This is a genomic window from Microvirga splendida (assembly GCF_016427565.1).
Lineage (GTDB): Bacteria > Pseudomonadota > Alphaproteobacteria > Rhizobiales > Beijerinckiaceae > Microvirga > Microvirga splendida.
On sequence record NZ_JAELXT010000010.1, the window covers coordinates 53,285 to 65,667 of the forward strand.

The 12,383-nt window shown below is 64.6% G+C and carries 12 protein-coding genes; 9 read left to right on the forward strand and 3 right to left on the reverse strand.

The genetic code is table 11. The annotated features are described in order from the left end of the window. Positions 1-36 precede the first annotated feature (36 nt). Both rplM and rpsI read left to right on the forward strand, forming a co-directional pair. Complete coding sequence (gene rplM / locus JAO75_RS11795; RefSeq protein ID WP_036352638.1) at positions 37-501, forward strand: 50S ribosomal protein L13; 465 nt, start codon at positions 37-39, stop codon at positions 499-501. Positions 502-504: 3 nt separating this feature from the next. Then, positions 505-981, forward strand: coding sequence for a 30S ribosomal protein S9 (gene rpsI, locus JAO75_RS11800; protein WP_199049339.1), 477 nt, complete (start codon positions 505-507; stop codon positions 979-981). A 56-nt stretch (positions 982-1,037) separates the two neighbouring features. Here the strand turns inward: rpsI and JAO75_RS11805 are convergent, their stop codons facing one another. Further along, positions 1,038-1,553 carry a hypothetical protein gene (locus JAO75_RS11805; RefSeq protein ID WP_199049340.1) on the reverse strand — a complete coding sequence of 172 codons (516 nt, stop codon included), beginning with the start codon at positions 1,551-1,553 and terminating at the stop codon, positions 1,038-1,040. A gap of 301 nt (positions 1,554-1,854) precedes the next feature. Here JAO75_RS11805 and argC point away from each other — a divergent pair, with 301 nt between their 5' ends. After that, the gene (gene argC / locus JAO75_RS11810; protein WP_199049341.1) at positions 1,855-2,817 is read left to right on the forward strand and encodes an N-acetyl-gamma-glutamyl-phosphate reductase; all 963 of its coding nucleotides are present in this window, start codon (positions 1,855-1,857) and stop codon (positions 2,815-2,817) included. A gap of 235 nt (positions 2,818-3,052) precedes the next feature. Here argC and JAO75_RS11815 read toward each other — a convergent pair whose 3' ends face one another. After that, positions 3,053-3,937: a fumarylacetoacetate hydrolase family protein gene (locus tag JAO75_RS11815; protein ID WP_199049342.1), complete on the reverse strand. Its 885-nt coding sequence runs from the start codon at positions 3,935-3,937 to the stop codon at positions 3,053-3,055. Between the two features lie 382 nt (positions 3,938-4,319). Here JAO75_RS11815 and JAO75_RS11820 point away from each other — a divergent pair, with 382 nt between their 5' ends. Continuing rightward, positions 4,320-5,606 (forward strand): OmpP1/FadL family transporter, encoded by a 1,287-nt coding sequence (locus tag JAO75_RS11820; RefSeq protein WP_199049343.1) that lies wholly within the window; start codon positions 4,320-4,322, stop codon positions 5,604-5,606. 78 nt (positions 5,607-5,684) lie between these two features. Here JAO75_RS11820 and JAO75_RS11825 read toward each other — a convergent pair whose 3' ends face one another. After that, positions 5,685-7,490: a PHA/PHB synthase family protein gene (locus tag JAO75_RS11825; protein WP_199049344.1), complete on the reverse strand. Its 1,806-nt coding sequence runs from the start codon at positions 7,488-7,490 to the stop codon at positions 5,685-5,687. A 118-nt stretch (positions 7,491-7,608) separates the two neighbouring features. Between JAO75_RS11825 and JAO75_RS11830 the strand changes: the two genes are divergently transcribed. From JAO75_RS11830 to JAO75_RS11850, 5 genes are all read left to right on the forward strand, one after another. Continuing rightward, entirely contained in the window at positions 7,609-8,022 is a 414-nt protein-coding gene (locus JAO75_RS11830; protein ID WP_199049345.1) for a hypothetical protein, read from the forward strand. A gap of 43 nt (positions 8,023-8,065) precedes the next feature. Further along, entirely contained in the window at positions 8,066-9,286 is a 1,221-nt protein-coding gene (locus JAO75_RS11835; protein ID WP_199049346.1) for an LL-diaminopimelate aminotransferase, read from the forward strand. Positions 9,287-9,397: 111 nt separating this feature from the next. Then, a complete protein-coding gene (locus tag JAO75_RS11840; RefSeq protein ID WP_199049347.1) occupies positions 9,398-10,720 on the forward strand; it encodes a homoserine dehydrogenase in 1,323 nt (440 codons plus the stop codon). 56 nt (positions 10,721-10,776) lie between these two features. Beyond that, positions 10,777-11,775, forward strand: coding sequence for a class II fructose-bisphosphatase (gene glpX / locus JAO75_RS11845; protein ID WP_199049348.1), 999 nt, complete (start codon positions 10,777-10,779; stop codon positions 11,773-11,775). Positions 11,776-11,883: 108 nt separating this feature from the next. After that, positions 11,884-12,327 carry a GNAT family N-acetyltransferase gene (locus JAO75_RS11850; protein ID WP_199049349.1) on the forward strand — a complete coding sequence of 148 codons (444 nt, stop codon included), beginning with the start codon at positions 11,884-11,886 and terminating at the stop codon, positions 12,325-12,327. Positions 12,328-12,383: the final 56 nt, after the last annotated feature.

The following is a 12,383-nucleotide window of genomic DNA, read 5'->3' on the forward strand; positions in this document are numbered from 1 at the left end:
AACCTGAGCCCCAGGGCTCCAACGGGATACAGCGCAATGAAGACTACGACTTCGCTGAAGCCCGCCGAGGTCGAGAAGAAGTGGGTTGTGATCGACGCGAAGGGCCTCGTTGTGGGCCGTCTCGCGTCCGTGGTTGCCATGCGCCTGCGCGGCAAGCACAAGCCGAACTACACGCCCCACGTCGACTGCGGCGACAACGTCATCGTCATCAACGCCGACAAGGTGGTGTTCACCGGCCGCAAGCGCGAGCAGAAGGTGTACTATCATCACACCGGTTATCCGGGCGGCATCAAGGAGCGCACCGCGCGTTTCATTCTCGACGGCCGCTTCCCTGAGCGCGTGGTCGAGAAGGCTGTGGAGCGCATGCTCCCCCGCGGCCCGCTTTTCCGTCAGATCATGGGCAACCTGCGCGTCTATGGCGGCACTGAGCATCCTCATACCGCTCAGCAGCCGGAAGTCCTGGACGTCGCGGCCCTCAACAGCAAGAACGTGAGGGCCTAATCCATGGCGACCCTTCAGTCTCTCGCCGATCTGGGTGAGAACGCCCAGACCTCCGCTCCGGAAGCTCCGAAGCACGTCCAGAAGCTCGACTCGCTCGGGCGCGCCTATGCCACCGGCAAGCGCAAGGACGCGGTTGCCCGCGTGTGGATCAAGCCCGGCTCCGGCAAGATCGTGATCAACGGCCGTACGGCCGAGGTCTATTTCGCCCGTCCCGTGCTCCGCATGATCCTGGCGCAGCCGCTCCAGATCGCCCAGCGCGAAGGCCAGTACGACATCACCGTCAACGTTGACGGCGGCGGTCTCTCCGGCCAGGCCGGCGCGGTCCGTCACGGCCTCGCCAAGGCGCTGACCTACTACGAGCCGGAGCTTCGCGGCCCGCTCAAGAAGGAAGGCTTCCTGACCCGCGATCCGCGCGTCGTCGAGCGTAAGAAGTACGGCAAGAAGAAAGCCCGCCGCAGCTTCCAGTTCTCGAAGCGCTAAGGCTCCTTCAGCCAGATCATTTGAAAAGGGCGGCCTTCGGGCCGCCCTTTTTGCATCTATGCCAGGGCGCGCTCCAGCTCCGCCTTCGTCATCCGCGAGCGGCCCGGGATATCCCGTTTGCGGGCACGCTCCATGAGCTGGGCCTTCGTAGTCGACGAGGCGCCGCTCCGAGTGGCGCTCTTGCGTGCGGCAGCGGCCTTCTTCGCCACGTCACGCGGCTGCTTAGAAAACTGCTTGCCCTTACGGGTGTCGGCTCTCTTCTTGTCCGACGACCGCTTGTACTCGCTTTCCGTCAGCGCTTCACGGCTCTTGGCCGGCAGGTAGCGCTCGCCGGTCTCCCGGCTCTTCCGGCCCGACTTCGTGCCCCAATCCTCATCTTCCCACTGCTTGAGATGGTTGTCCGGGGCCTTCCGGCCCTCGTAGCCGCCGCCTTCCTTCTTGTACTCGGCCACAGCCATCTGTGCCTTGCGGGCCGACCACTGGCCCGCCTTGCCGCCCTTGGCGCTTTTCGTGACCTTTGCCTTCACCGTCTCCCAGAGCTTGGGATTCGTCTTCTTCGCCGTGCCTGCCATTGGAGCCGCCTGCCTGTTGTCCGAGATTTCGGATGCAACCGCGCTGGCGCATGAGGGTTCCGGAAGCTTCAGGCGGGCACAATTCTTGACAAGCCAGGCTGTGTGGCTTCATAGATCGGCTCATGATCATCATTTCAGACATCCGACGTAGCCTGTCTGCCGCGCCTGCGCGCCTGCGATGACGGCTGCCTGTCCGTTCGTCTGCCAGCCGCGCCCTCTGCGCGGCTTTTCTTTTTTCTGAAACCTTGCGGGGCCTGTGCGCTTGGCCCTATCTCAGCCTCGACGACAGAATGGATCGACCATGACCTCGACCCTCGACAGATCAACAGGCCTCAAGACGAAAACCGTCTTCATCGACGGGGAGGCGGGCACCACCGGCCTTGGCATCCGCGAGCGCCTGAAGGACGTGCCCGGCGTCGCGATCCGCAGCATCGACCCGGAGCGGCGTAAGGACCCGGCCGCCAAGCGCGAGATCCTGGCCGAGGTCGATCTCGTGGTGCTGTGCCTGCATGACGACGCGGCGCGCGAGACCGTGAGCCTCGTGGACGGCCTGAGCGGCCACAAGCCCCACATTCTCGATGCCAGCACGGCCCATCGGGTGAGCCCCGGGTGGGTCTATGGCTTCGCCGAACTCGATTCTGCACAACGGGAGGCCGTCGCCAACGCTAACCGTGTGGCCAATCCCGGCTGCTACCCGACCGGCGCCATCGCGCTCATCCGGCCCCTGGTGGATGCGGGTCTCGTCCCGGCCGATTACCCGATCAGTGTGAACGCGGTGAGCGGCTACAGCGGCGGCGGGCGCTCCATGATCGAGGCTTATGAGACTGGCACGGCGCCGTCCTTCGAGCTCTACGGCCTCGGCTTCGAGCACAAGCATGTGTCCGAGCTGCAGAAATACACGGGCCTGACCCGGCGGCCGATCTTCATTCCGTCGGTGGGCAATTTCCGGCAGGGCATGCTGGTCAGCGTGCCGCTCCACCTCGACATGCTGCCGGGCAAGCCGAAGGCTGCCGACATCGAGGCTGCGCTCATGGGACATTATCCGGGCGGCGGGCTCGTGAGCGTGGTCCCGACGATCCGCGACAGCAAGAAGGTCGAGCGGCTCGAGCCCGAGGCTTTGAAAGATACGGACAGGCTGGAGCTCTTCGTCTTCCAGCACGACAGCTACAGCCATGCGCTCCTGGTCGCCCGCCTCGACAACCTCGGCAAGGGAGCCTCGGGCGCAGCGGTGCAGAACATCCAACTCATGCTGGGGCTGGTGTAGGATCTGTCATCCCCGGCGAGCGTCAGCGGAGGGAAGGGGATCCAGTCTCACGTGCAGCGCCATGGATTCCCTGCCCCTTCGCTACGCTCCGGCCGGGAATAACGCTGAACGATTCGATAGCGCCCTCCACCGTCATGGCCGGCCTTGTGCCGGCCATCCACGTTTTGAGCCGTCGCAAAGACGTGGATGCCCGCAACAAGTGCGGGCATGACGAGCCTATCAATCGGTCCGTTTCTTAGTGCCCCTTCCAGCTCTTGCTGGTGTCCACCTCATTGCCCTCGAAAGCGACAAAGCGCTGGCGCTGTTCGCCGAGCCCTTCGATGCCGAGCGACACCACGTCGCCGGCCTTCAGGAAGCGCTGCGGCTTCATCCCCATGCCGACGCCGGGCGGGGTGCCGGTGGTGATCACGTCGCCGGGCTCCAGGATCATGAAGTGCGAGACGTAGGACACGATCTGCGCGACGTTGAAGATCATGGTCTTGGTCGAGCCGTTCTGCATGCGCTCGCCGTTCACGTCGAGCCACATGGAGAGGTTCTGCGGGTCCGGGATCTCGTCCCTGGTCACAAGCCAGGGGCCCAGGGGCCCGAAGGTCGGGCAGCCTTTGCCCTTGGTCCAGGTGCCGCCGCGCTCGATCTGAAACTCGCGCTCGGAGACGTCGTTGCAGACGCAGTAGCCGGCGACGAACTCCAGCGCCTCGTTGGCCCCCACATAGGACGCCCGCTCGCCGATCACGATGGCGAGTTCCACCTCCCAGTCGGTCTTCTGCGATCCGCGGGGGATGATCACGTCGTCGTTGGGGCCGACGATGCACGAGGGAGCCTTGTTGAACACGATGGGCTCCGCCGGAATCGCCGCCCCCGTCTCGGCGGCATGGTCGGCATAGTTCAGCCCGATGGCGATGAAGTTGCGGACCTGTCCCACGCAGGCGCCGAGGCGCTGGCCCGAGGGTGCGGCCGGGAGGCTCGCCGGATCGGTCTGGCGGATGCGGTTCAAGGTCTCCGAGGACAGCGTGGCGCCGGTGATGTCGGGCACGAGCCCCGACAGGTCGCGGACCTGTCCTTGGGTATCGATCAACCCGGGCTTCTCCCGTCCCGCTTCCCCAAATCTCACCAGCTTCATCAAACGCTCCTCTCTTTGCGTCATGTGCATAATTGGCGCGGACGCGCCTCGCTACAATGCATGTTCTGGGCGTAAATATGTTGCTGTTTTGCCACGAGCGCCCACAAAGTGCGCGATATCCCTTATCTCAGAGGGGTTAGGAAACAGCCGGCAATTAGCCGCCAATACATCTGTTTATATATGAACCATTGTTCCATGCTTACTTTTGCTATGAGGTTCCCTAAGTATAACCAAATATTTGTTGAAGAAGATACATGAAGTTTATGAACTCTTAATGAGGCTGTCGGGTCTCATAATCAGATTGCGGCGAAATTTAAGCATTGGCAGACTGTGCTTCAGGCGGGATTCGCCCGCACAAGAAACAAATGGGCAGGAAAACTCCATGAGTCGTCTCTCTCGTTCTTTGTCGCTGGCTGCAGTCTCCCTGGCAGCTCTCGTCGCCGCTCAGGGCGGCGCTCATGCCGGTGCCTTCGGCATCCGCGAGCAGAGCGCTACTGCTCAGGGGCTTTCCTTCGCCGGCGCTGCATCCGGCTCCGGCCATCTGTCCTCCATGTTCTGGAACCCGGCCGTCATCACGATGATGCCGGGCTGGAACACCGAGGCGAGCCTGTCTCTCATCGTTCCGCGCGTTGACATCAACCCGCTGCCGTCCGTTCCCACCTTCGCGTTCGGCGCCTCCGGCGATATCGGCCAGGACGCCATCGTCCCGGCGAGCTACAACTCCTACCAGATCAACGACATGCTCTGGGTCGGCCTGTCGACCACGTCGCCCTACGGGCTTGTCACCGATCCGCGGGACAACTGGGCCGGCCAGGTCTATTCGCGTTCGTCCAAGGTCTTCTCCTTGAACGTCAACCCGGTCCTCGGCATCAAGGTGAACGACTGGCTGTCGGTTGCTGCCGGTCCGTCTCTCCAGTATTTCGATATCCGCCTCAAGCGGGCGGCCGCCGTCACGCCGGGCGCTCCCAGCGTCATCCTCGACGGTGACGATATTGGCTTCGGCTTCACGGCCGGTGTGACCCTCACGCCGTTCGCCGGCACCTCGATCGGTATCGGCTACCGCTCGCGGATCGACCATGAGCTCGAGGGCACGGTGACCGCTCCCGGCAGCCGGATCCCGATCAGCTCCGACCTGACGACGCCGGACCAGCTCACCATCGGCATCTCGCAGGCCATCACCCCGGCCCTGACCGTGCATGCCGGTTTCGAGTGGACGAACTGGAGCGTTCTCGAGACGCCTCTCGTCACCGGTCCGGGCGGTGTCGTCGTGACCGATCTTCCGCTCAACTACGATGACGGCTACTTCTACTCCCTCGGCTTCGACTACAGGCTGAACAACCAGTGGACCCTGCGTGCCGGCGTGGCCTACGAAGAGTCGCCGATCGATACGGAAGTCCGCTCCACCCGTCTGCCCGACAACGATCGCATCTGGGCATCGATCGGCGCCAGCTACCAGTGGAACGACAAGCTGTCCTTCGACGTCGCCTACACGCACATCTTCGCGAAGGAGACGGATATCCGCATCCTTCCGGGTCACCAGGATTACGAAGGGCTGCCTTTCGTGGCCGATGTGGACTCGAGCGTCGACATCGTGTCGGTGGGCCTGCGCTACCGCTGGGACAACCCGGCCGTTGCCATCCCGGCCGCTCCGATCGTCCGCAAGTACTGATCCTTTCATCACGGATCAAAGCGAAAGGCCGGCGAAAGCCGGCCTTTCTTTTTTGCTGTTCGGAAAATGTTCGAGGCTTCAGGACTTCGCGAGAACGTAGGTTCCCGGCGCATCGCACAGGGGCTCCAGCTTGCCGCCTCCGGGCTCTCGCGCCGGCACCGTCTTGGGGCCTTGAGCCTTAATCCACTCGAACCAGTAGGGCCACCAGGAGCCGGGCGTCTCGGCCGCCTGCTTCATCCAATCCTCCAGTTCGCCCTCGACAGGGCCGCCGGTCCAGAACTGGTATTTCGGCTTTCCGGGAGGGTTGACCACGCCGGCAATGTGCCCCGATCCGGCAAGCACGTAATGGACCGGGCCGCCGAAGGCTTTCGAACCGACGAAGACGGAGCGGGCAGGGGCGATGTGGTCTTCCTTGGTGGCGAGGTTGAAGATCGGCACCTTCACCTTCTTCAGGTCCAGCTTGACGCCCGCAAGCTCCATCTCGCCTTGCGCGAGCTTGTTCTCCAGGTAGCAGTTGCGCAGATAGAAGGCGTGATTGGCCGCCGGCATGCGGGTCGAGTCGGCATTCCAGTAGAGCAGGTCGAAGGGAAGCGGCGCCTTGCCCTTCATGTAGACATTGACCACGTAGGGCCAGATCAGGTCAGTCGGACGCAGCATGTTGAAGGCATTGGCCATGCGCGCTCCTTCGAGATAGCCGCGCTTCTTCATGGAGGCTTCCAGGCTTTGGACCTCCTGTTCGCCTGCGAACACCTTCAGGTCGCCCGCATGCGTGAAGTCCACCTGGGCGGTGAAGAGCGTCGCGCTGTCGATGCGCTTATCGCGCTTCGCCGCCATGTAGGCCAGCGTGGTGGCGAGCAGGGTGCCGCCGACGCAGTAGCCGATGGCCGTCACCTTCTTCTCGCCCGTGGCCTGCTCGATGGCCTCCAGCGCCGCGAAGATGCCGTCGCGCATGTAATGCTCGAAGCCCTTCTCCGCATGCTGCTCGGCTGGGTTTACCCACGAGATGCAGAAGACGGTCAGGCCCTGCGACACAGCCCAGCGGATGAAGCTCTTCTCCGGGTTGAGATCGAGGATGTAGTACTTGTTGATCCAGGGCGGCACGATCAGAAGCGGGCGCTTCAGCACCTTCTCGGTCGTCGGCGCGTACTGGATCAGTTCCATGAGTTCGTTGCGGAAGATCACTTTGCCCGGGGTATTGGCGATGTTGGCCCCGATCCTGAAGTTGCTCGGGTCGGACTGGCGGATCTTCAGCTCGCCTCCGCCGGCTTCGATATCCTCCGCCAGCATGCTGATGCCGCGCACAAGGTTGGCGCCGTTCTCGCGCAGGGTTTCGCGGATGAGTTCGGGATTGGTCAGGAGGAAGTTGGAAGGCGAGAGCGCGCTTGAGAGCTGCTTGAGGTAGAACTGCGCCTTGTGGCGCGTGCGCTCGTCGAGGCCTTCGGCATCCTCCACCAGATCCTCCGCCCAGCGCGAGGAGATGAGGTACGCCTGCTTGAGGAAATCGAAGACCGGGTTCTCGGACCACTCGGGATCCTTGAAGCGGTTGTCCTTCGGCTCGGGCTCGGCGACCGGCTCCGCCGGCTCGCCCTGGGCGCGCTTCAGGGTCGAGGCCCACAGGCTCATGAACTGGGTGCCGAGGCGGGTCTGGGCCTCCAGGCTCTTCTGCGGGTCAGTCATCCAGGCTTCGGCTACCCGGGTCAGGGACTTGATCGCCTCCGATGCATCTCCCGGAGGCTCCGACAGGGTTTTGCCCTCCTGGACGGGCTTGAGATAGGCGGCTGCGGCCTTGCCGGCGCCCTCGATGAATCGGGCGACATTCTGGGAGAGTGCCTCGAAGTCCGGGGTCGGGCTCTGAGCCTTCTCTTCACCATATGGCTTGTCCATAGGGCGATCTCCCTCTATCGCAGCAGCATTGCCCTCGAGCGGCACTTCCGACATCTTAGCGTTCGAAACGCTGGGTTTGCCAGAGTCATGTTGCCATCCTTAGGTATCAGAAATGCGTATGAAGCCCCTTTCGATCCCTCGCTGTGCGGCCCTTACCCTGACCTTGTGCACGGCTGTCGGTCTGGCAGGCTGCAACAGCAATCCCGTGCGGGACGTGGCCACGTCTCTCGGGGCCGGCCCCCGGATGGCGCCGACGCCTGATTTCGTGGAGCGCTCAAGGCCGGCTACTCTCGACTATATGCCGATCGGCACCAGCGCTCCCGAACGCGCGACCCCCGCACGCACGGCGGAGGAGATCAAGGCCGCCGAGGCGGAACTCGACGCCCTGCGCTCCCGCAACGAGGCCGCCGGCGCCGCGGCCGCGGAACTGGGCAACACGCCGCCGCCCGAGCCGGTCAGGCTGCCTGCAAACTCCTCTGCCAACACGTCGCAGCAGACGCGCCAGAAGGCGAATTCCAACAGAAGGCCTTAGTGCCTATACCGGGATCAGGTGATTCCGCTCGGGGACGAGAACCATGTCTGATTTCTACCGGATCAAGCGCCTTCCGCCTTACGTCTTCGAGCAGGTCAACCGGATCAAGGCCGCGGCCCGGGCCAACGGGGCGGACATCATCGACCTCGGCATGGGCAATCCGGACCTGCAGGCCCCCCAGCACGTGATCGACAAGCTGGTCGAGACCGTGGGCAAGCCCAGGACCGACCGCTACTCGGCCTCCAAGGGCATCGGCGGCCTGCGCCGCGCTCAGGCCGGCTACTACGAGCGCCGCTTCGGGGTGAAGCTCAACCCGGACACGCAAGTTGTGGCGACGCTGGGCTCCAAGGAGGGCTTCGCCAACATGGCCCAGGCGATCACGGAGCCCGGCGACGTGATCCTCGTGCCGAACCCGAGCTATCCGATTCACGCCTTCGGCTTCCTGATGGCAGGCGGCGTCATCCGCTCCGTTCCGGCCGAGCCGACCCCTGACTTCTTCGTCGCCGCCGAGCGGGCCGTGGCCCACTCGATCCCGAAGCCCGTGGCGCTTGTGGTCTGCTACCCGTCTAACCCGACCGCCTATGTGGCCTCCCTCGACTTCTATCGGGACCTCGTGGCCTTCGCGAAGAAGCATGAGCTGATCCTGCTGTCGGATCTCGCCTACTCGGAAGTCTATTTCGACGAGTCGAACCCGCCGCCCTCGATTCTCCAGGTGCCCGGCGCCATGGATGTGGCGGTGGAGTTCACCTCCATGTCCAAGACCTTCTCCATGGCCGGCTGGCGCATCGGCTTCGCGGTGGGCAACGAGCGGCTCCTGGCGGCACTCGCCCGGGTGAAGTCCTATCTCGATTACGGGGCCTTCACGCCCGTGCAGGTGGCGGCCACCGCCGCCCTGAACGGGCCCGACGACTGCATCCGCGAGATGCGCGCCACCTACAAGCGTCGCCGGGACGTGATGGTCGATTCGTTCGGGAAGGCCGGTTGGGACGTGCCGGTGCCCACCGCGTCCATGTTCGCCTGGGTGCAGATCCCGGAGAAATTCCGGTCGCTGGGCAGCCTTGAGTTCTCCAAGCTCCTGGTGGAGAAAGCCGACGTGGCGGTGGCGCCCGGCATCGGGTTCGGTGAGCACGGCGACGATTACGTGCGTATTGCCCTTGTGGAAAACGAGCAGCGCATCCGCCAGGCCGCCCGCAACATCCGCAAGTTCTTCGATCAGGCGGACCAGATGCTCCACAACGTGGTGCCGATGGTTCGCCGGGGCTGATCCTCGCGGCAGGAATTGATGCCGGTGCCTGTGACCGGGGTTCCGGTGCGCATGGACATGGAACCCTGGCAGTCGTAAAAGCAGCCCCAGATTTGCAAGGAGCTGCTGTTCGTGACACGTCCCCTTCGGGTCGGCATCGCCGGCCTCGGCACCGTCGGCGCATCGGTCATTCGCATCCTCGACCGCCAGAATGAGGCCATCGCCCAGCGCGGTGGCAAGCCCGTTCAGGTTGTGGCCGTTTCGGCCCGTGACCGGTCGAAGGACCGAGGCTTCGACCTCGCGCGCTTCACGTGGTTCGACAACCCGGTGGAGTTGGCCGGCGCTGCCGATGTGGATTGCGTGGTCGAGCTCGTCGGCGGCGCGGACGGGGCGGCCCTAGAGACGGTGCGCACGGCGCTCTCGGGCGGCAAGCATGTGGTCACGGCCAACAAGGCGCTGCTCGCCAAGCACGGGCTCGAGCTGGCGAAGCTGGCGGAAGACAAGGGCGTGTCGCTCGCCTTCGAGGCTTCCGTCGCCGGCGGCATCCCGATCATCAAGACCCTTCGCGAGGCCCTGCCGGCCAACCGGATCTCGCGCCTCTACGGCATCCTCAACGGCACCTGCAACTACATCCTTTCCCGGATGGAGCTGGAGGGCCTGACCTTCCAGGAATGCCTGAAGGACGCCCAGCGTCTCGGCTATGCGGAGGCCGATCCGACCTTCGACGTCGAAGGCTTCGACACGGCCCACAAGCTCGCGATCCTCACCAGCCTTGCCTTTGGCACGCAGATCGACGCCGAGGCGATCTACGTCGAGGGCATCTCCTCCATCGCGCCGCTCGATCTGGCCATGGCGAAGGAACTGGGATTCCGCATCAAGCTTCTCGGCGTCGCCGAGCGCACGAAGACCGGCATCGAGCAGCGCGTCCACCCGACCATGGTGCCCCGCACGTCCTCCATCGCCCAAGTCATGGGCGTGACGAACGCGGTCACCATCGACGCCGATGCGGTTCGCGAGCTGACCCTGATCGGCCCGGGGGCAGGGGGCGATGCCACCGCGTCCGCCGTCGTGGCGGACATCGCCGACGTGGCCACCGGCAAGGTGCAGCCGCTCTTCGGCGCGCCCATCGACCGGCTGGAGAAGGCGGCCCGTGCGCCCATGCAGCGCCACGAGGGCGGCTACTACATCCGCCTGACGGTCCACGACCGACCCGGCGTTGCCGCCGGCGTGGCGACGCGGATGGCCGAGGCCGAGATCTCGCTCGAGAGCATCCTCCAGAAGCGCTCCGAGACCGCAGCGAGCAAGGATCCGCACGGCCGTTCGGGCACCCCGGTTCCGCTGGTGCTCATCACCTATGCAGCCACCGAGGCGTCGATCCGCTCCGCCCTGGAAAACATTATGGGGGATGGTCTTATTGCCGAGCCGCCCCAAGTCATTCGCATCGAACGCGAGTAACCTACGCCCGGGCCGCACGGCCCGGCAACGACCATCATAAGGGAGACGACACGTCCATGTCGCAAGGCATTACCGTCCAACCGGGCCAAATCATCGAGCGCATCCTGACCCTGGAGCTCGTCCGCGTCACCGAGCGCGCGGCGGTGGCCTCCGCCAGGCTGCGCGGCCGCGGCAACGAGAAGGCTGCCGACCAGGCCGCCGTGGATGCCATGCGCCGTGAGCTGAACAAGCTGCCCATCGACGGCACGGTGGTGATCGGCGAGGGCGAGCGCGACGAGGCCCCGATGCTGTTCATCGGCGAGCGCGTGGGCAACAAGCAGGGCCCGAAGGTCGACATCGCCGTCGATCCGCTGGAGGGCACCACGCTCTGCGCCAAGGACATGCCGGGCTCCATCGCCGTCATGGCCATGGCCGAAGCCGGCTCCCTGCTGGCCGCCCCCGACGTCTACATGCACAAGATCGCCGTTGGTCCGGGCTACCCGGCCGGCGTCGTTGACCTGGATGCCAGCCCGGAGGAGAACCTTCACAACCTCGCCAAGGCGAAGGGCGTGAAGGTGAACGAGCTGACCGCCCTGGTGCTTGACCGCCCCCGCCATGCGGACCTCATCGCCGCGATCCGCAAGACGGGCGCTGGCATCCGGTTGATCTCCGACGGCGACGTGGCCGGCGTGATCTTCACCACGAAGCCGGAAGAGACGGGCATCGACATCTATCTCGGCATCGGCGCCGCGCCCGAGGGCGTGCTGGCGGCAGGGGCGTTGCGCTGCATCGGCGGCCAGATGCAGGCCCGCCTGATCCTCGACTCGGAGGAGAAGCGCTCCCGCGCCCTCCAGATGGGCGTGACCGATCCCAACAAGAAATACGACATGACCGACCTGGCTCGTGGCGACGTGATCGTGGCCGCGACCGGCGTGACCGACGGCGCCCTGATCAAGGGCGTTCATTTCGGCAAGGACGTGATCACCACCGAGACGGTGGTCTACCGCTCCGCAACCGGCACCGTGCGCCGCATCTACGGCGAGCACCGGGAGCTGTCGAAGTTCCACCTGGATTAATTCTGTTCAGAAGCTTGTTTTCTCATGGCCGGGTTCGTCCCGGCCATTTGCATTTTCATGATCTCTCACCGCATCCTGGGGCGCAGTGCCCTCGGGATCAAAAACACGATGCTTCGAATCCGCCCCTTCCGCCCTGACGACCGTGCCGCTTGGGAGCCCCTGTGGCGGGGTTATCTGACCTTCTACAAAGCCACCCTGGCCGCAGAGGTGACCGGGGAGACGTGGCGGCGGCTCAACGATCCGGGCGAGCCCATGCATGGCCTTGTGGCTGAACTCGACGGCAGGATCGTCGGCATCGTGCATTACATCTATCACCGCTCCACTTGGACCACGGGCGACTACTGCTATCTGCAGGACCTGTTCACGGCCGAGGAAGCCCGCGGCCAGGGCGCCGGCCGTGCCCTGATCGAGGCGGTCTACGAGCGGGCGAAGGCTAATGGCGCAAGCCGCGTCTACTGGCTGACCCACGAGACCAATACCGCAGCCCAAGCGCTCTATGAGAAGGTCGCCTCCCGCAGCGGCTTCATCCAGTACCGGCATCTGCTGGGCTGACACGTCCGCGGGCCGGTGCCCAAGAGTGACGCCCAAGAGTGACGATGTGGCGAGGG

Coding starts and splice junctions, on each gene's coding strand:
- JAO75_RS11835 (WP_199049346.1), top strand. CDS start 8,066: ATGTCTGATTTCTACCGGATCAAGCGCCTTCCGCCTTACGTCTTCGAG.
- glpX (WP_199049348.1), top strand. CDS start 10,777: ATGTCGCAAGGCATTACCGTCCAACCGGGCCAAATCATCGAGCGCATC.
- rpsI (WP_199049339.1), top strand. CDS start 505: ATGGCGACCCTTCAGTCTCTCGCCGATCTGGGTGAGAACGCCCAGACC.
- JAO75_RS11820 (WP_199049343.1), top strand. CDS start 4,320: ATGAGTCGTCTCTCTCGTTCTTTGTCGCTGGCTGCAGTCTCCCTGGCA.
- argC (WP_199049341.1), top strand. CDS start 1,855: ATGACCTCGACCCTCGACAGATCAACAGGCCTCAAGACGAAAACCGTC.
- rplM (WP_036352638.1), top strand. CDS start 37: ATGAAGACTACGACTTCGCTGAAGCCCGCCGAGGTCGAGAAGAAGTGG.
- JAO75_RS11815 (WP_199049342.1), bottom strand. CDS start 3,937: ATGAAGCTGGTGAGATTTGGGGAAGCGGGACGGGAGAAGCCCGGGTTG.
- JAO75_RS11850 (WP_199049349.1), top strand. CDS start 11,884: ATGCTTCGAATCCGCCCCTTCCGCCCTGACGACCGTGCCGCTTGGGAG.
- JAO75_RS11805 (WP_199049340.1), bottom strand. CDS start 1,553: ATGGCAGGCACGGCGAAGAAGACGAATCCCAAGCTCTGGGAGACGGTG.
- JAO75_RS11825 (WP_199049344.1), bottom strand. CDS start 7,490: ATGGACAAGCCATATGGTGAAGAGAAGGCTCAGAGCCCGACCCCGGAC.
- JAO75_RS11830 (WP_199049345.1), top strand. CDS start 7,609: ATGAAGCCCCTTTCGATCCCTCGCTGTGCGGCCCTTACCCTGACCTTG.